We start from the raw sequence: 18072 nt of genomic DNA on the forward strand, positions 1-18072 counted from the left end.
GGGCAACGCCCACTGTATGTTGAAGATTGCGTTCGATAAAATATGCCCACTGTCCGACTTCGACATTCAGTCAATTGGCATTCAGTCAATTTGAGTTTGCTTGCCTTGTTAGTACTGCTAACCGCGATCGCCACAGTACTGTATACATCTAGCGAACGTAACTTTCATTGGTGGATCGATTGGTATTACAAAACTATTGAGGTTTCTAGAGCCTTTCGTCAATCTCCAATTGTAGGAATAAGCAATATTTTGCAGTCGCTAGGAGCAGAACGAAATAAAATTTATACTCTGCCATTAGTACCATTTATCTTACTATTTGGCGAGTCTAGATCGGTCTATCAGATCGGTTTAGCACTCGTTTATTTACTACCCTTTTCTCTCGTAATGGGAGGTTTGGGAACGCGATTGATTTCAGCCAATTCTATAGCTGTTTTTTGGTTAACAACAATTTTCAGCTTATTAATTCCCGTTAATTGGATACCAACCTTTCTTGGCATTCCAGATACGGGAGGGGCTGTATTAATTGGGTTGGCAGTTTGGATCTACTTGCAAGATATGAGACTTAAACGTTGGTGGCGCGTGCCAGCGATTGGTGTTTTGTTGGGATTGGCGATCCTCTTTCGTCGCCATTTTACTTACGGGGCGATCGCTGTTTTAGTTGCAATGTCTCTGCAAGCATCGATCTTTTTCTGGACTGCTAAACGTATAAAACCACAAATAGCATGGCAGAAATTGCGGCAAGTTGCAGTAAAGATTGGGTTAATTGCCATCATTTGTTTTTTCACGATCGCGGCGATCGCTTGGCAGTTTACTTATAACGCGCTGGTTACAGATTATCGAGGACTGTATGCTTCTTGGGGTTTCCCAATTAATACAATTGTCGAACTCTACGCTGCTTATTTTGGGTGGGCAACGCTGATACTTGCCGCGCTCGGATTTTTAGCTGGAATTTTGACTCGTACCTTATATCTCCCGGCATTTAGTTTCATCTGGCTATTTGGCGTAGTATCGACAGTAGAATGGTTGATTCTCTTACGCTATGCCAACGTGTTTTATTGCCTCCATCTAACCCCAATTGTGGTACTGGGGTTAGCTAGCGGTGTCTGGACAGCTTGCTTAAGACTCAAGGGATATTTTCGTTATCTCGCTTTAGGCATAGTTGTTTGTTATCTCGCGAGTAACTTAGCGATCGCCCTCACTCCCATTGGCAATTTTCAGCATTCACTGCGTTCCCTATGGGCGCTGAATATTCCTCCTTTAGTCCGGGCAGATTACGATGAAGTGATTCGATTAGTCGCTTACTTACGTCAAATTGCGACTACTAAAAAGCCAATTTATATTGTTGGTTTCCAGCGGTTGCAGCTCAACAGTGGTATGGTGCGAGCAGTCGAACGTAGTGTATACAAACAAACCGATCGAGATAACTTACTATTGCTAGGCGTGCCTCAAGTTGATTCTCAAGATTTTTATCCTGTGGAAAGACTTTTACAAGCAGAGTATGTCGTTATTCCTCACCCATTACCAAATTTTGAGAGTAACTTTACCAAAGTTCCAGTGGTAGGAGAGTGGCTACCTCTCAAAGAACATGATGTAGTTACAGTTGTCTCTGATGCTTTTCGGCAAAATTGGGCAATAGCCAGAGATTTTCAGCTTTTACCCGTAAAGTTTCGCATAGCTGATGGTACTGTTGTGAGTATTTATCGGCGTTTGCGTCCTACTTCCATAAAAACGGCAATCCACACCCTTGCCATCATGCAACAGAAAATTGGGCAGCGTCCTGGGGGACAGTTGGATTGGATGAGTTTGAGTCATCTATGGCAAGACAACAAAGTTACTAAAAACATCACCCGTACCTATAGATTACTAACATATGCCGTCCGAGAAAGAGGAATACAACCAATATCGTTCTTGTATTTGGGAACTTTAACCAACCGCACCCAAGTCACAGGTAAAGTGACTCTGTTTGGCAAAACCTGTAATGGTGCTACGCTCACTATAGAAATGCGCGATCGCCAAGGTCAACTCCTCAGCGCGATCGCATCGCCCTCAATTACCAGTAAATCTCGCAAATTTCAAGTATCGTTGGCTAGTCAAAATTCAGAATCAACTTATTTATTATTAAACGTTCAAATGAGCGATAAAAATGATTTAATCAAAAGTTGTATTGTAGAAATTGATTCCTTAAAAGTATCCTGACTTCCGACCCAACTCTCCTCTTATGGAAAATCAAAGATTAGAAAGAGAAAAACAGTTTCACGATGCTTGGGCTGCGGTAATTGATGTTGAGGGAATTCGGGTAGCAGACTATTTTGAAGCTTGCACAGCTCCAGAAAATCGATTTATTCTCAGCCAGATGGGAGACGTGCGGGGAAAAAAAATCTTAGATTTAGGTTGTGGTGCAGGAGAAAACAGCGTTTATTTTGCTAAGAAAGGGGCGCTATGCATGGCAGCTGATTATTCTCCAGGTATGGTAGAAGTTGCCTTAGATTTAGCAGCTAAAAATGGTGTAAAAATCGAGGGACGAACGATGGATGCATCTGCTCTAGATTGTCCCGATAGTTCTTTTGATTTTGTTTATGCTGCCAATTTACTACACCATCTTCCCGATCCTCGCACTGCTATATTAGAGATGCATCGAGTCCTCAAACCTGGGGGAAAAGCTTGCTTTTGGGAGCCATTAAAACACAATCCCATTATCAACGTTTACCGTCGAATTGCTACTAAAGTTCGCACGGAAGATGAAATGCCGCTTGATATTGCGATCGTTAAGTTTGTCGAACAGAATTTTTCTCGTACCAATTATGATACTTTTTGGATTGCCACACTCTGGATATTTTTGCAATTTTATTTAATTGAAAGAGTCGATCCAAACAAAGAGAGATACTGGAAAAAAATAATTATTGAACATCGGCGATTAGCACCAGCATATTGGCGACTAGAGAAATGGGATAAACTATTGAAAAAAATTCCTGGAATGAAGAGATTTGCTTGGAATTTGGCAGTTGTAGCAATGAAATAATCAGTTATCAGTGAAGAGTGATGCGTGGTGCGTGACTGTTTCTTACTTGTGACTTGCGAATGCACGACTTGCGATTTGTCCCCCGACTCCCGACTCCCGACTCCCTAAAAAGACGAACCTGGCTGTTGCAAAAACTCTTCTTCTTCTGGGGTAGAGACTCGCTCTAAAATTTTGTTGCGGTGGGGAAAGCGTCCGAATCTTAAAATGACTTCGCGGTGACGCAAGGCATAGGTAATTGCATCAGCACTATCAGGATCGTCGCTCAGCTGTTGAAATAGAGCTACAGAACGATTTTGATCCTCTAGGTTTTCGCTGTGTTCAAAAGGACAGTAAATAAACCAGCGTTGTACGGGTAATAATTCGCGATCGTAGCCTTGGGCTATGGCATACTCTGCGGTGGATAAGGCTTGCCAGTCAGTTGCGAAAGCTTGAGACTTACCGCGAAACATATTGCGAGGAAACTGATCGAGAAGCAAGATCAAAGCCAGACAACTTAAAGGGGAACTTTTCCAACTATCTAACTCCCCTGCTGCGGCTTGCTCGTAATCGCTCAGAAAGCGGGCTTCCACTTCTCGATCGAATTCCAGCTTTTTAATGAACCAAATCTGTCTTGGTTTTCCATAACTAGCCTGTTCGGGAGAACCAAACCAAAAATCTAAAATTCTTTTTGCCTGTTCTGATGACATGGCTGACAAACAACTCTATTGATTCTTACAAATCGCTTGCCTCATTTTCCGCATATTTTCTGGTAATTCAAATTGCATCGCTTGTTGAATAAAAATCGATGGAATTGGAACGTTAGGCGTAGCTTGTACGGCATAAGTGAGCAAAGTGCCAATTCCGCAATCTTGCAGGTTTAAATCTGCTGTAAAATCGGTGAAAGTACCTTTTTCCATGCGAAACTGAATTCGCTGCTGTACTTCCTCAAACACGTTTAAATAAATTTCGACTTGGGCAGTGAAAATGAGAAAGGCTTTGCGGGCAACTTGGTATAAGCGCTTCACCTCACCTCGCTGCAAAACTTCGCTCTGGATCACGTCGGGAAAATATTGTACCCAACGAGGATAATCAGTAAGCTGCTGCCAGACTTGCGATCGCTGCATTGGTAGATACATACATGCTGTCACAGCCCCGCCCCATGTCGAATGGGGGCGCGTTTGAACTAAAATTTCCCCCCGCATCAAAGCTGTTTGCTCTGTCTGACCGATCGTCGTACCTATATACATTGCTGTCATACTAACTTCGTTATTCCTCACACTCATGCAGTTGGCGATCGCAAGCAGTATACTGCTTACTCTACCTATAGTTTTGTTAAGAGATGGTGAACATACTATAAAGGTTCCCCAAATTTAGCCAAAAGCGATCTGTTTGGAGAAAAGACAAGGGGGACAAGGGAGACAAGGGGGACAAAGTGAGGTTTGGGTAATAGAATGTTATTGATATTTCATTAGCACTAGCGCCGATTTCCGAAATGCTCTAGAGGTTTTGGTAATTTTTTCACAGGAAATTGGTATGAAGCCTAAGCGAGTATAGAAGCTCACTCGATTAGGCAGAGAGCTTAAATAAATTGGTTTTGTACCTTTCTGAATAAAAAAATTAATTATTGTTGAGCCTAATCCTTTTCTACGCCATCGTTTCTTGACGTACAATCTACTAATTGTAGAATGGGTTTCATGGCAATACAATGCCCCAAAAGCAACTATGTAGCTATTACACTCAATAACCCAATATTTTAAGATATTTAGTTTATAAGATATAAATAAGATTGATGCTCCTACAAGGATACAGATTAATAATTGTATTGCTAATACAACTGTGAGTACTGGAGCAAAAAATAGACAAAATCCTATAGAAATGTAAATTATTTTGTCCCAATTTAAAGCTTGAAATAGTATTTTCTTTACTTCTAACCGATCTCTGGGATCAGCTTGGCGTAAAACACAACCTGGAGGTAAACAAGGGTTGCTTGGTGACACAATTTTATGGTTTTAGGAGAAGAAGCAATTACTAATTATCTTGGAACTGGAACTTGATTTAATAAGTTAGTAATTAATGTTTCAATTTGAATCCCATCGAGTAAACTTTCGGGTTTGAGGATGAGACGGTGACGCAGCAGAGGTGGGGCTACAGCTTTGACATCATCAGGGGTGACGTAATCTCGTCCGGCAAGCCATGCGGCGGCTTGACTAGTTTGCAGCCAAGCTACGGCACAACGAGGAGAAGCACCCAAAGTTAAATCGGGATGTTGGCGCGATCGCTGTACTAGGGTAAGCAGATAGTCTAGAATTGGCTCTGCTACTTGTACCGATTTGACTTCCTGACGCGCCTGTAAAACCAACTTCACGTTAGCAACGGGTTCGATTTGAGCAATATCTAGCCGTCGAGATTGAAAACCCTTTTGGCTGTTCAGCAGCATTTGCTTTTCATGCTGGCGATCGGGATAGTCTACCGTTAATTTGAATAAAAACCTATCCAGTTGGGCTTCTGGTAAAGGATAAGTTCCCTCAAATTCCAAAGGATTTTGCGTGGCGATCGCCCAAAATAATTCTGGTAGCGGCAAGCTTTCACCATCCAAAGTCACTTGCTGTTCTGCCATTGCTTCCAATAAAGCAGCTTGTGTTTTGGGTGGCGTGCGGTTTATTTCATCTGCCAACAAAACTTCTGTAAATACGGGTCCCTTTTTCAGCGTAAAGTTGCGACTATTAAGGTCGAGAATATTCGTACCTGTGATGTCGGCAGGTAAGACATCTGGTGTCAGTTGCACGCGGCGAAATTCTGCTTGAATAAGTTGCGCCATCACTTTCACCAGCAGAGTTTTTCCGGTGCCTGGTACGCCTTCTAAAATGACGTGTCCCCCCGCTAGCATTGCCACCAATAATTGTTGTACTAATTGAGATTGACCGACAATAACTCGATCGAGGGCTTCACTGAGGCGATTTAATCCAGCGCGGAGTTCGGGCATGAGAAGGGGTAAGTAGGGATTAAAGTAGGGGCGCACACCTGTGCGCCCCTACTGAAAGAAACGTGATAACTAATCAGGTTTAACATAACTGCGGATGGTGCGCCATTGTTTTAACCAATTTAATAGGTCTTTATCACTGGGGCAGCGCTTTTGCCCATGCAGCCGCAGCAATTGTTCGAGTTCAATAGGCGATCGCCCCGTTTGCTGTACCCACGCTTGAATCAGTTCTTGCCGTTCTAGGGGAATTTGTCCGAGTCCTAAAGCTTGCTGGAGTTGTTTTTGCTCGGCGTTACCAACTGTATCTATGACAAAATCGCTGGCTTGGGCTTTTTGCAGCACTCCTGCTAAAGCTTCAATATAAGCAGTGCTATTGTCTGCGATCGCGGCTGTGAGAGTGGCTGGTTGTCCGAAACGACGATTGCTAGCCAGAATAAACACAAATAGCACGATCGCGGTTTGAAATAGGGCAGCAGCTAAGGGTCTTTGTGCTAAATAAGATAGGAAATCTGTTTCACCCGCTCGTTCTCTTACCTCTTTATCTCGGTAGCCGTGAATGTATTCGTCTACCCAGATCGATCGATTGGCTTGAGTCACAAGTTGAGCTAAGTATTTATAGTTATTGGGATAGTCTTGGTAGGCATTTGCTGCCAAATAAGGGGTGACACAGAATATGACCTGTCCTTCACCAATTTTTTCTTGCCATACAACTGCACCATAGCGATCACCTAATAGCGATCGCTGTTGCTGGTTTATCCCTGCTCTACGCCGCGTATCGATTTTAATATTAATTAACTCGTTGTTTTGTTGCTTGGTGCTAAAGTCAGCTGGTGTTACTGGCTGATGCACGCCCAAAACGATCGAAGTGTTGCCTCGTTCTACCCACTGCTTGTCTATGTAATTCAAGCCGGAATTTGGTTGGTTGAGAACGCGCAGCAATGTTATTTGATTTTGTTTGCTTAATTCGCTGGATGGCTTTTGCCATCGCTTGACAGGCGTGCCTCGGTTTTGCATGTATGCATACCAAGCTCCATATCCATCGGGACTGCGGCTATAGGTAGAGCCAAGACGCGAAGGATTATTGGGTGCAGTAACTAGGCTGAGAAATACGATCGCGGCGATCGCGATCGCCCCTAACCACCATCGATGACGTAGATTTCGCACACTCCACCTACCATGAAGAGAATTCGCAGCTATACAAACAAAGTTTGCCCAGGCGGACGTTTGTGTAGTGCCATTCTAGTCTGTGCGCCCAATTGAATTTGTGCAATAGATCTATTCTTAGATTTATTCTTGTCTGGCAATATCTCGATATGCCTGCTGACATCGTTCAAACGTCTCTGATAAAACCTCACTGTCACTAAAGCATAATTGCTCGTGGGTAGTAATCAGCGTACGATAAGACTGAGACTGGGGTAGTTGTTGAACTAATTGTAAGTATTCTCGATCTGTGCGACTGGGTTGATGGCGAACGATCGCTCGTTCGTGCAACAGTTGTAACGTTGCCATATACAAACAGCGACAAGCTTCGCGATAGTTCCCTCGATCGAAATAAGTTTGCGATCGCTTTAACCAAGCTTCGACTGGCATTTCAATGGTTCTAGAAGTCGTCTTTCCACCAACAGCGCGCCTAGTTTTCAATTCTATGAAATAAGGTTCCAACCGCCGCCATACATACCTCACTAGCCATAACAACAAGGCGAGTACTGCTATCCAGGCGATCGCTTTTAATCCCTCCACTAACCATGAGGGGATGCCTTCTGGCAACTGGGGAATGTTTTTATTCAACCTCATCGTTTGGAGTTCGAGCCATTCCCCTACCTGTTGCTGTAATTGAGATAACTGCCAACCTATGCTATTTTTTTCAAATTCGCCTTCTTTCATTGGGAGTCGGGAGTCGGGAGTCGGGAGTCGGGGAGGTGAGAGGAAAGAGTTATTTTTGCCTCTTGACTTTTAAGTTTTAACTTTTTCTTCAGACTTTATCAGTATCCATCCCGCGATCGCTAAAATAGCGCCTAGAACGAGAAAACCGATATCCCAAATTAACTCATTCGTCCCTGGTTTGACATGGTGAATGCCGAGAATTTGATGGTCGATTAATCCCTCAAAGAAGTCGAATAATCCTACGCCTAGCAACAAAGCACCAAAGAAAGTTTTGCCCGACCAGAACACGTTTTTTTGTTCGCCTGCCCGCCAGAGTAAAAATATTCCTAATAAAGTTAATATCCACGTAGCAGCATCAAAAAATCCATCCCACACCATGTTGACTTTCATTTCTGCAACAGTGACAGTTGGTCGAACGCTGCTGAGCATGTGATGCCATTGCAAGATTTGATGGAGCAATATACCATCAAATAGTCCGCCAGTTCCCAACCCAAGGATAATTCCAGATGCAATTAAAGGGTTGCGCTGCGTGCGAAGTTGTTCTGCTTCCATTTTCAGTCCTCTGCGACAGTTCATTTCACGATGGCAGTCCACCGCGTGAATTTCTTCTGTCTGACGGTAAAGATAGGCTGGCGATCGCCAATTCATACAAAAAAACAACACAAAAGGCTGAAGGGAACATATTTCTCTCCTTCAGCCTCTTAAATGCAAACTGATTTGCGTATCTTGTCTTGACTCAAAAGAATACATACTAGAAGTTTAAGCGGCGAGTGGGCGTTGCCTACCCTACTATACTTCTATGCTTTTGCCCTTAACTTCTGATTTCTGACTTCTGACTTCCGACTTCTTACCTAGTAGCTTCTAGAAGATTCGCGGCGGTTATAGCTACCTCTGCTGTTGCCAGTTCTACTACCACCTTCCTCGCGTGGCTTGGCTTTATTTACCTTCAGCACTCGTCCCATCCATCTAGCGCCATCTAGCTCCGAAATAGCAGCTTCTTCTGCGTCTTCTGTTTCCATTTCAACGAAACCAAAGCCACGCGGACGACCGCTTTCTCGGTCTATAGGTAACTGTACTCGTGTCACAGTGCCGTAATCGGCAAATACCTTAGTCAAATCTTCTTGGGTAACGTCATATGACAAGTTACCTACATATATGGACATTACTGCTGTCTCCTGAGTCCGATCGTTATCGAGATGACGGTTCGGAGGAGCATCTGAATTAGCAAACACAAACACAACTGCCGAATATACTCTCTATTTTAGAATAGCATAAAATCGCTGTAACTTATACTGGCTGAGGGAATGATTAGTTTACTTTCCTCAAATGATTAGTATTACCTATGGTGCAAACCTTGCTAGCTCGTTCACATTTTGTTACAAAAGGAGAGTATGGATAACTTCTACAATCGCGTAAACTTATGTTTGGCGGATTAACTGGTTTTACTAATCCTACTGGCACTGATTGGGGCGAGCAGATGCTCAATACTGTTGCCAGCAAGACGATTCGTCACTTGTTTACACAAAGCGAATCGGTAGAAGTCTCTGTTCGTTGTTATCCTTCGAGTAAACTCTTGCAAGGTAGCATTGATAGCTTCAAGATGAGCGGTCGCGGTTTGCTGATCCGGCGCGAATTTTGGGCAGAGGAGATGTCGTTTGAGACAGATGCTGTAGCGATAGATTTCAGCTCTGTTCTAGGTGGTAAACTTGCCCTCAAACAACCGACTCAAGCCGTAGCTCAAGTTACGCTATCAGAAGAAGGAATTAACAAGGCGTTTGAAGCAGAACTGGTGAAAAAACGCCTGCTCAACTTGACTGTACCTAGTTTGACTGAGTTATCTGGTGGCAAGCCAGTCTCGTTTCGGGAAGTTCGGGTAGAATTATTACCAGAGAATCAAATTAAGATCTGGGCTAAGGCAGACTTATCTCAAGGGGAATTAATACCAATTAGCCTCACAGCAACTTTGAGCATTGAACGGCGGCGACGAGTACAATTTCAAAACCCCAGATTTGAAGTAGAGACGCTACCAGAATCTCAACGAGAGACTTCCCTGGCTTTAGCACAAGCTTTGGCAGAAATTCTGAATAATATGGTCGATCTCGATCGCTTCGACTTAGATGGCGTTACTATGCGACTCAACCGCTTAGAAACTAAAGGCAAGCTGTTAGTTTTTAGTGGTTATGCTCAAATCGAGCGCGTACCTGGAAAAGGATAGAGCGTGTAGACTAGCTCTACACGCTCTATCCTTTTAGCGTCCTACACCAACGTAGTAGAATCCAGCTTGTTGTAAGGCTTCGCGATCGAGGTAGTTACGACCGTCAATCATGACGGGGTTAGTCATCAACGATGCCATCTTGTTGTAGTCGAGATTGCGGAACTGCTGCCAATCAGTGACGAGGACTAGAGCATCGCAGCCATCGGCAAGACGTTCGGGATCGGTTTCTACCAAAACGCCTGTTAGCCCGTGACGCATTCCAGATTGGGCAACAATTGGATCGTATGCTTTTACCTTGGCTCCTAAGCGGTTGAGATGCTCGATTAAATTGAGAGCAGGAGCATCGCGCATATCATCGGTATCGGGTTTAAATGTCAGTCCCAACAGTCCGACAGTTTTTCCTTTGAGGATCTTGAGTACCTGCTGGAGTTTTTCTACGGCAATTAAACGCTGGCGCTGGTTAACGCTAACAGCAGCCTTGAGCAGGTGAGTATCGTAACCGTAGTCATCAGCAGTATGAATCAGCGCTGAGACATCTTTGGGGAAGCAGGAACCACCCCAACCGATGCCTGCTTGCAAAAACTTATTACCAATGCGGGAATCTAAACCGATACCTTTAGCAACTTGGGTCACATCTGCACCGACGCGATCGCAAATATTGGCAACTTCGTTAATAAAACTAATTTTAGTGGCTAAAAATGCGTTTGCTGCATACTTAATCATCTCTGCCGAACTAATATCGGTGGCGAGAACTGGTACGGGGGGCAAAGACTTGTCTTCGGCGTACTGGCGCTCGATAATTGGAGCGTACAGCTCTTGCATCATGGCGATCGCTTTGGAGCTGCTACCACCCAAGACAATGCGATCGGGGTTAAAAGTATCGTATACGGCACAACCTTCGCGCAAAAACTCAGGATTGCTCACGACATCAAACGCAGGTACGCTTTCCAAAGTCGTGACTTCGCCACCACCAGCGCCAACTAACACCTTCTGGCGTTCGACAATGCCATCGAGAACGATCATTCGTACCCAGTCACCAGAGCCGATTGGTACTGTAGACTTGTTGACGATCACTTTATATCCGCCATCCAAATGAGCGCCAATGCTGCGGGCTACAGCCTCAACATAGCGAGTATCGCTTTCTCCAGTTGGTAGCGGTGGAGTGCCGACGGCAATAAATAAGATTTCTCCATGTGCCACTCCGCCACCGATGTCTGTGGTAAACTCTAACGTCCCTGCCTGCATTGCTCCAGTCATGATCTCGGACAGCCCTGGTTCAAAAATCGGAGACTGTCCGGCTTTCATGAGCTTGACTTTCTCTTCATTGTTGTCCACGCAGATGACATGGTGTCCGATGTGAGCTAAGCAAGCACCCGTAACTAAACCGACATAGCCTGTACCAATTACGCAAACACGCATATACTTTTGTCCTCAACGATGTATGGTGATAGAAGTTTAAGATGTGAGCTTGAGTATGGAGTGCGAACGATGCAGATATCTAAGCGATCGCCCATTCTCCTAGCTAGACAAATAGTTACTAGGAATTACTAACAATTCCCGCCTCGCTGTAAGTTGTTGGCTGGGGTTGCTGCAAGCGCTGCCGAAAATCTTCTACTGTCAGTTTTAATCCTTCTGATAGAGGCAAAGTTGGTTCCCAACCTAGCCAGGTTTTAGCGCGGGTAATATCTGGGCGGCGACGGCGCGGATCGTCTTGTGGAAGGGGCGCAAATTTAATTTCTGCTTGAGGGTTTACCAGATTGCGAACTGCTTCAGCTAGTTCTAGAATGGTATACTCGTCTGGATTGCCTAGATTGACAGGACCAATTTGCTCTCCATTCATCAATCGCATTAATCCTTCTACCAAGTCAGAAACATAGCAAAAGCTGCGAGTTTGAGAACCATCACCATACACCGTCATCGGCAGATTCTTCAAAGCTTGTACGACTAGATTACTCACAACTCGTCCATCGTTTTCTAACATGCGGGGACCGTAGGTATTAAAGATCCGCGCCACGCGAATATCGACATCGTTTTGTCGATGGTAATCAAAGGCGAGAGTCTCAGCAATGCGCTTGCCTTCGTCATAACAAGAGCGAATGCCAATTGGGTTGACGTTACCGCGATACTCTTCGGTTTGCGGGTGGATTTCTGGGTCGCCATAAACTTCTGATGTAGAAGCTAGCAGAAATCTTGCTTTGACCCGCTTTGCTAGTCCTAGCATATTCAACGTTCCCATTACGTTGGTTTTGACGGTTTTAACTGGGTTGAATTGATAGTGAACGGGAGACGCAGGACAAGCCAGGTGATAAACTTGGTCTACTTCTAGGCGAATTGGTTCGGTGATGTCGTGACGGATTAATTCAAAGTAGGGATGATCCATCCATTTCAAGATGTTACGCTTGTGTCCGGTGTAGAAGTTGTCTAAGCAGATAACTTCGTGTCCCTGTGCCATTAATCGGTCGATCAGGTGAGAACCTATAAATCCAGCGCCGCCAGTGACCAAAATTCTCATAGATGTTCTTGTTAGTTACAGTAGTCTTAACTAGACTTGTTAAGTATTATTACCAGAGCCGTGTTTTTGTGGCAAACGCTCTGTGATGCAATCGAGCATACAGCAGTCCGATTGGCAGTGCCGAACGGGAAAGTCGAGCATACCAACACACATGCTTAGTTGATTATTCCCTAAGTTAAACAAAAACTAACGATCGCTAGTTACAAAAACCATGATAGTAGGACAAAATTCACGAAATCTAAAAATAATCTTTATAAAATTTGTTGTATTTATGTGCTATAAGCTACCAGTTGTCAGGTATCGGTTATCAGTCAGTGTAGAGACGTTACATGTAACGTCTCTACAAAGTTATCCTTGCTCCTCACTCCTCACTCCTCGCTCCTCCCTGAAAAGCTGGCTGGTTGTGGTTCGCCTAGCATGATCAAAGAACAAGCGATCGCTCCGATCAACTGGGTTGTAGTGTCGGCGATTGTTAAACCGCCAGCACTCGTTCGTCGCCTAGTGGAACGTATGACGACGAGATCGCAGTCTTTAGCTACTTCTAGAATTGCTTGAGTGACGTTAGGGTGAGGCTTAATGCGAATTTCTGGGTGGTTTGGTAAAGCCAGCTTATCAACCAACAGAGAGAGTTGCGATTGTATCCAAGCGACTCTGGCTGGAGTTGTATTGCGATCGCAGATGTGTAACACAACAATATGTGCTCCATTTGCTGCGGCTAACAAACTGACAAATCTCAGGACGCTAACTGCTTGTAATGTAATATTCTCTACTGGGACTAAGATTTGTCTAAATTCTTTGGGCGATTTGAGTAAGCGGCTAACAGCTACCGGACAGTGAGCTGCCCATAAAACGCTATCGATGACATTACCAAATAAGCGGGCGCGTAAACTAGTGCGTTGTCCCCAGCCCATGACAATTAAACTAGCGTGTTGCTCTTTGGCAGCGCGACTAATTCCTTGAGCGATCGCATCGTCAATCCTTAATAAAGGTTCTGCTTCTACTCCTAGTTCGCGGCTTAAGTCGGTGGCATTTTCTAGTAGGGTATCGCCGCGTTTAAAGGCTGCTTCTAATTGGGGTGCATCCATATGAGCGGTAGCTTTGGCGATCGCTAGAGGAAGGATTCTACCCTGAGCTTGGCGAGCGAGTAAAGCTGCCATTTCAATTAAATAACGCTCTGTTTTCGGGTTATAAACGGGAACCAAGACACCAAATGGATGTGTTGCCGTTTCGCCTGTACTCCAATAAGGCGATACTGGTTCTGGCTCTAAGTCTTGGGTAGCATCGATCAAGGTAGGGGCTACCCGACTCGTGACCAGTGGTCCGAGAGTTGCAGTTACGAGTAACAGTACGATGACGCTGTTTAACACCTCTTTAGTCAACAATCCTGCTTCGTAACCTACTAGCGTAGCTGCTAGAGTTGCTCCTACCTGTGGCACTGATAAAGACCACATGGTCAGCATTTCATTCCACTTGTAGCGATAAATCAGTTTGGCAAAATATGCTGCTAAAAACTTACTAACGATCAGACCAGTGACAATAGCTAAAGTTAGCGTGATGGAGTTAACGCTGGCAATGAAAGCGGGAATATCAATCAGTAATCCAAGGCTGACAAAGAAAATTGGAATAAACAAGACGCTGCCGACAAACAGCACTTTTTCTTTGACTGGTCCTTCTCCAACAGCATCGTTCACCGCCAAGCCAGCCAGGAAAGCGCCGACAATCTTTTCTACCCCAATTAATTGAGCGCCTACTGCTGCCAGAAATACTGCTAATAAGACAAATAAAAACTGATTGCCCTGATCGTCGCCCGAACGCTTGAAAAATTCTTTACCTGCGCGATCGAATCCAAACAAAACTACGACTGAATAGATGACCAAAGAGCCAATTAAAGTGGCTAGTCGGGTAGCAGAAAAATCACCCTGATGAATAGCTACACAAATGGCTAGTACTAACAACGCACCAATATCGGTGAAGATAGTCGCCCCAATCGTGACTGTGACAGCTTCATTTTTCACGACTCCCAAGCGGCTGACGATCGGATATGCCAGTAAGGTATGGGAAGCAAACAGGGAACCAATGAGGATAGAAGCGTTCCATTTACCAGGAAAGAACAATAGTCCTACTGCTGTACCTACAATCAGGGGGACCATGAAAGTAAAGCTACCAAAAGTTAGGGAGCGATTCCGTGTTTGTCGAAATTGCTCCATGTCAATTTCCAAGCCTGCCACAAACATCAGATAAACTAGCCCGATATCTGGCAGCAGATCCATTGGTGGCGCTCCCCGCTCCAGTATCCGTAACCCTTGGGGACCCAGCACTACCCCTGCTGCCAGCAATCCGACTAATCCTGGAACTTTCAAGAAGCGCTCGAATACCAGCGGTACGAATAAGATAACTAGGAGCAGAATTAAAAACGGAACTATCGGCTCTTTGGTGATGCTTTCAGAAGCTGGTGCAGCAGCAAATATGTGTAGTAGATGTTCCATGTATATTCGGGCGGGCAGCGATCGCGCCAGATAAGTAAATAAATAACAGGGTGGTAGACCCTACCCTGCCAGCGAGTGAAAATTCACTACGAAGATAATGGAATTTTCACATAAAAAAGACCTATCTGGAGGGGGATTCATCTGAATCAGATTGGGAACTGGCGATAGGTAACGATTAGTTATTTATTGTCGATCGCAGTCCGAGCGCAGAAATAGTGTTTGATGACAAAGCTACCAATTACAGTGGCTCGATAAATGTGCGAGGCGATCGGCAAGAGTTTGTTGGCGAAAAAGAAGTTATGTTGCTGCGATCGTTTTACTGGAACAATCTCGATCTTTTGATTGTCAACCTGTAAAGTTCCTCTTGAAGCAGACAAACTATTTTTGTAGTCCAGAGCGTTGAACTATAAACGCTTGGCTTTCAGAGAGCGGCATTTGAGAGCTACGAATAATTTAGAATTGCTAAATATGAAAATTTACAGGTAAATTTTCATCAAACACTAGATGTAATTTGGCAAAAATCCAAACGAGTCAGGGGAATATCCATTTCCTAAACGATTTTGAGAAAGGTAGGTGTAGAAAGTTGGCTCGGGAAAATCAAAAGCCGAAAAATTCAACTTGACTCGATTTGGTAAAAATCTGTTTTAACTAGAGAAAGAATTTGGTGCGAATTAATAACAATAAACAACAAATTTAGGAGTAATCAACCCCATCTTAAGTTATATAAATCAACGAAAATATAACCTCCCTATTGGTAGAGACATGTTTCCAACTTCGGACTGAGGAAAATTAAAGTTCTGTAAGTAATAAATATAAATAACAGCACAAACAACAAAAATAAGAATTTGTAGTTGTTTGTGCCAGTGTTGTCGATACCGAACAAAAGGGGGGTAAAAAAATGGCAGTAGGTCAACACAAGCGATCTGTCGGTGTGTTTGCCAATCGCCACGATGCGGAAACTGCGATCGCGGAGCTGAAAAGTGCGGGATTTCCCATGCACAAGGTCACGATTATTGCTCAAGATGCAGACCGCAAAGCTGATGTTGCTGGCGTAAATGTTCAAGACAAAAACCAAGCTGGCAACAAAGCCGATGAAGGTGCAACCGCCGGAGCGCTCACGGGTGGAACTTTGGGAGGTATAACTGGTTTACTCGTGGGTCTAGGCGCTTTAGCAATCCCTGGAGTCGGTCCCATTATGGTAGCTGGGGAGTTAGCTACAGTTTTGACGACTACAGTAGCAGGTGGTGCGATCGGTGCGGCTGCGGGTGGTCTTGTTGGTGCTTTGATTGGTTTAGGAATTCCAGAAGAACGCGCTCGAGTTTATAGCGATCGCGTCGATCGAGGCGATTATCTCGTAATTGTCAAAGGCTCCGATGAAGAAATTGCCAGAGCAGAAGCAATTCTCAACCATCGTGGGATTGAGGAATATGGCGTGTACGATGCTCGCGATGTCGATACAACGCCCTCCGCTACGCCTATGGGGAGCAGTTATACAGGCACAACTGCCGACTATACTCCTGCCGCTACAGGAATGCCAGTTGGCTACAGTGCTGGTTATATGCCAGGGATGACTCCAACCGCAGATTATGTACCTGGCGCTGTCGCACCCGGAACTGTCACGCCTGCGGCAGATAGATCTCTGTATCGTAGAAAGCGGGCTGTAGGTGCATTTACCAGCCGCCACGATGCGGAAACCGCACTAAATCAATTGCGGGAATCTGGTTTTCCGATGGATAACGTGAACGTAGTATCCAAGAACGCAGACCGTATCGATAATATTGCTGGTGCAGATGTAAAGAAGAACGTTGGCAATAAAGCTGACGAGGGTGCAGCTGCCGGAGCGTTAACCGGTGGTGCTATTGGGGGAATTGGCGGTCTTTTAGTTGGTTTAGGCGCTTTAGCGATCCCTGGAATTGGTCCAGTTATGCTTGCGGGTGCAACAGCAACAACCATAGCTACCGCACTTTCAGGTGGTGCTATTGGTGCAGCAGCAGGAGGTCTTGCGGGTGCGTTGGTTGGTTTAGGCATTCCTGAAGAACGCGCCAAAGTTTACAACGATCGACTCTCCCGAGGAGATTATTTAATTTTCGTAGACGGTACAGAGGACGAAATTCGTCGAGCTGAGTCAGTTCTGCATCATCGTGGGATTCAAGAATGGGGGATCTACGATGCACCCGATGCCGATACTCCTCGCCGGAGTGAATATGCTGCCACAGACACCCGCGACACCGTTCGTGGAGGTGATGTCATCGACTCAGATACTCGTCGCACCACTTACGACACAGACGTAGTAGACGCTGATACTCGTCGTACCACTTACGAATCCGGTGTAGTCGATCCCAACGATCCCAAAGTCATCATCGTTGACAAACGCAACTCGACTTTATAAGCGTGGTTGACAGTTGACGGTTGGCTGTAAGGCGTTAACTGTTAACACTTACTCAATAAAATTGTTTGAACTACTTTCCATTGAGAGATCGAGAAATGAAAAGATTGTTTCCGTTATTACTAGGTGGCTTTATTGCCCTTGGTGCATTTGGGTGTGAAGCGGGTGTAGAGAAAACCAGTACCGAAGCTCCTAATTCAGCCAACCAAACTGGCGAAGTAGCAGACACCGAAACTGCTAAGCAGAATCAAGAGGATGCCACTGATGAAATTCGCAGAAAGCAGTTAGATGCTGATATTAGAGCTAGAGAGCAGCGCAACAACATTACTGGTGGAGATGCTCAAAGAGCTGACGCAGATTTAGAAAGCGAAGTTCGCAGCAAGTTGGAGGCAAATTTACCCGCAAGTCAATTAGCAGTTGAAGCTGAAGACGGAGCCGTGAAAGTTTCAGGTACAGTACCGACTCAAGAGCAACTCGATCGCATTGAGCCATTGGCGAGGGAGATTAAAGGGGTACAGCAAGTGAGCGTTAATGCCCAAGTTGCCCCAGCACAGCAAAAACCAGAAAGCTAATAACTTCAATACACCACTATGCGATCGCCTCTTTACTAT

17 protein-coding genes are annotated in these 18072 nt (G+C 44.8%); 6 read left to right on the forward strand and 11 right to left on the reverse strand.

Going from position 1 to position 18072, the window contains the following annotated elements:
- The first annotated feature begins 42 nt into the window (after positions 1-42).
- Positions 43-2196 (forward strand): hypothetical protein, encoded by a 2154-nt coding sequence (locus N4J56_RS20480; protein WP_317108121.1) that lies wholly within the window; start codon positions 43-45, stop codon positions 2194-2196.
- Between the two features lie 22 nt (positions 2197-2218).
- Positions 2219-3019 (forward strand): class I SAM-dependent methyltransferase, encoded by an 801-nt coding sequence (locus N4J56_RS20485; RefSeq protein ID WP_317108122.1) that lies wholly within the window; start codon positions 2219-2221, stop codon positions 3017-3019.
- A 104-nt stretch (positions 3020-3123) separates the two neighbouring features.
- Here N4J56_RS20485 and N4J56_RS20490 read toward each other — a convergent pair whose 3' ends face one another.
- From N4J56_RS20490 to N4J56_RS20520, 8 genes are all read right to left on the reverse strand, one after another.
- Entirely contained in the window at positions 3124-3705 is a 582-nt protein-coding gene (locus N4J56_RS20490; protein WP_317108123.1) for a DUF924 family protein, read from the reverse strand.
- A 15-nt stretch (positions 3706-3720) separates the two neighbouring features.
- Entirely contained in the window at positions 3721-4254 is a 534-nt protein-coding gene (locus tag N4J56_RS20495; RefSeq protein ID WP_317108124.1) for an SRPBCC family protein, read from the reverse strand.
- A gap of 198 nt (positions 4255-4452) precedes the next feature.
- On the reverse strand, positions 4453-4995 hold the full coding sequence (locus tag N4J56_RS41140) for a GNAT family N-acetyltransferase (protein WP_410500362.1): 543 nt from the start codon (positions 4993-4995) through the stop codon (positions 4453-4455).
- A gap of 35 nt (positions 4996-5030) precedes the next feature.
- Positions 5031-5981, reverse strand: a complete 951-nt coding sequence (locus tag N4J56_RS20500; protein ID WP_317108125.1) for a MoxR family ATPase — start codon at positions 5979-5981, stop codon at positions 5031-5033.
- Positions 5982-6050: 69 nt separating this feature from the next.
- Complete coding sequence (locus N4J56_RS20505) at positions 6051-7142, reverse strand: DUF4350 domain-containing protein (protein ID WP_317108126.1); 1092 nt, start codon at positions 7140-7142, stop codon at positions 6051-6053.
- A gap of 123 nt (positions 7143-7265) precedes the next feature.
- On the reverse strand, positions 7266-7862 hold the full coding sequence (locus N4J56_RS20510; RefSeq protein WP_317108127.1) for a DUF4129 domain-containing protein: 597 nt from the start codon (positions 7860-7862) through the stop codon (positions 7266-7268).
- 69 nt (positions 7863-7931) lie between these two features.
- Positions 7932-8414, reverse strand: coding sequence for a DUF2243 domain-containing protein (locus N4J56_RS20515; RefSeq protein ID WP_410500552.1), 483 nt, complete (start codon positions 8412-8414; stop codon positions 7932-7934).
- Between the two features lie 299 nt (positions 8415-8713).
- Positions 8714-9025, reverse strand: coding sequence for an RNA recognition motif domain-containing protein (locus N4J56_RS20520; RefSeq protein WP_106547358.1), 312 nt, complete (start codon positions 9023-9025; stop codon positions 8714-8716).
- A 257-nt stretch (positions 9026-9282) separates the two neighbouring features.
- On the opposite strand from N4J56_RS20520, the gene N4J56_RS20525 reads away from it, so the two are divergent.
- On the forward strand, positions 9283-10077 hold the full coding sequence (locus tag N4J56_RS20525; RefSeq protein ID WP_317108129.1) for a DUF2993 domain-containing protein: 795 nt from the start codon (positions 9283-9285) through the stop codon (positions 10075-10077).
- Between the two features lie 33 nt (positions 10078-10110).
- On the opposite strand, the gene N4J56_RS20530 is transcribed toward N4J56_RS20525, so the two are convergent.
- The 3 genes from N4J56_RS20530 to N4J56_RS20540 all read right to left on the reverse strand — a co-directional run bounded on the left by N4J56_RS20530 (position 10111) and on the right by N4J56_RS20540 (position 15075).
- Positions 10111-11496 carry a UDP-glucose dehydrogenase family protein gene (locus tag N4J56_RS20530; RefSeq protein ID WP_015155929.1) on the reverse strand — a complete coding sequence of 462 codons (1386 nt, stop codon included), beginning with the start codon at positions 11494-11496 and terminating at the stop codon, positions 10111-10113.
- Positions 11497-11614: 118 nt separating this feature from the next.
- Positions 11615-12589 carry a UDP-glucuronic acid decarboxylase family protein gene (locus N4J56_RS20535; protein ID WP_317108130.1) on the reverse strand — a complete coding sequence of 325 codons (975 nt, stop codon included), beginning with the start codon at positions 12587-12589 and terminating at the stop codon, positions 11615-11617.
- Between the two features lie 368 nt (positions 12590-12957).
- Positions 12958-15075, reverse strand: coding sequence for a cation:proton antiporter (locus tag N4J56_RS20540; protein ID WP_317108131.1), 2118 nt, complete (start codon positions 15073-15075; stop codon positions 12958-12960).
- 215 nt (positions 15076-15290) lie between these two features.
- Here N4J56_RS20540 and N4J56_RS20545 point away from each other — a divergent pair, with 215 nt between their 5' ends.
- From N4J56_RS20545 to N4J56_RS20555, 3 genes are all read left to right on the forward strand, one after another.
- Positions 15291-15431, forward strand: coding sequence for a hypothetical protein (locus N4J56_RS20545; protein ID WP_317108132.1), 141 nt, complete (start codon positions 15291-15293; stop codon positions 15429-15431).
- A gap of 542 nt (positions 15432-15973) precedes the next feature.
- Positions 15974-17464 (forward strand): general stress protein, encoded by a 1491-nt coding sequence (locus N4J56_RS20550; RefSeq protein WP_317108133.1) that lies wholly within the window; start codon positions 15974-15976, stop codon positions 17462-17464.
- Positions 17465-17559: 95 nt separating this feature from the next.
- On the forward strand, positions 17560-18033 hold the full coding sequence (locus N4J56_RS20555; protein ID WP_317108134.1) for a BON domain-containing protein: 474 nt from the start codon (positions 17560-17562) through the stop codon (positions 18031-18033).
- Positions 18034-18072 lie beyond the last annotated feature (39 nt).

Origin of the sequence: Chroococcidiopsis sp. SAG 2025 (genome assembly GCF_032860985.1) — a bacterium.
GTDB lineage: Bacteria > Cyanobacteriota > Cyanobacteriia > Cyanobacteriales > Chroococcidiopsidaceae > Chroococcidiopsis.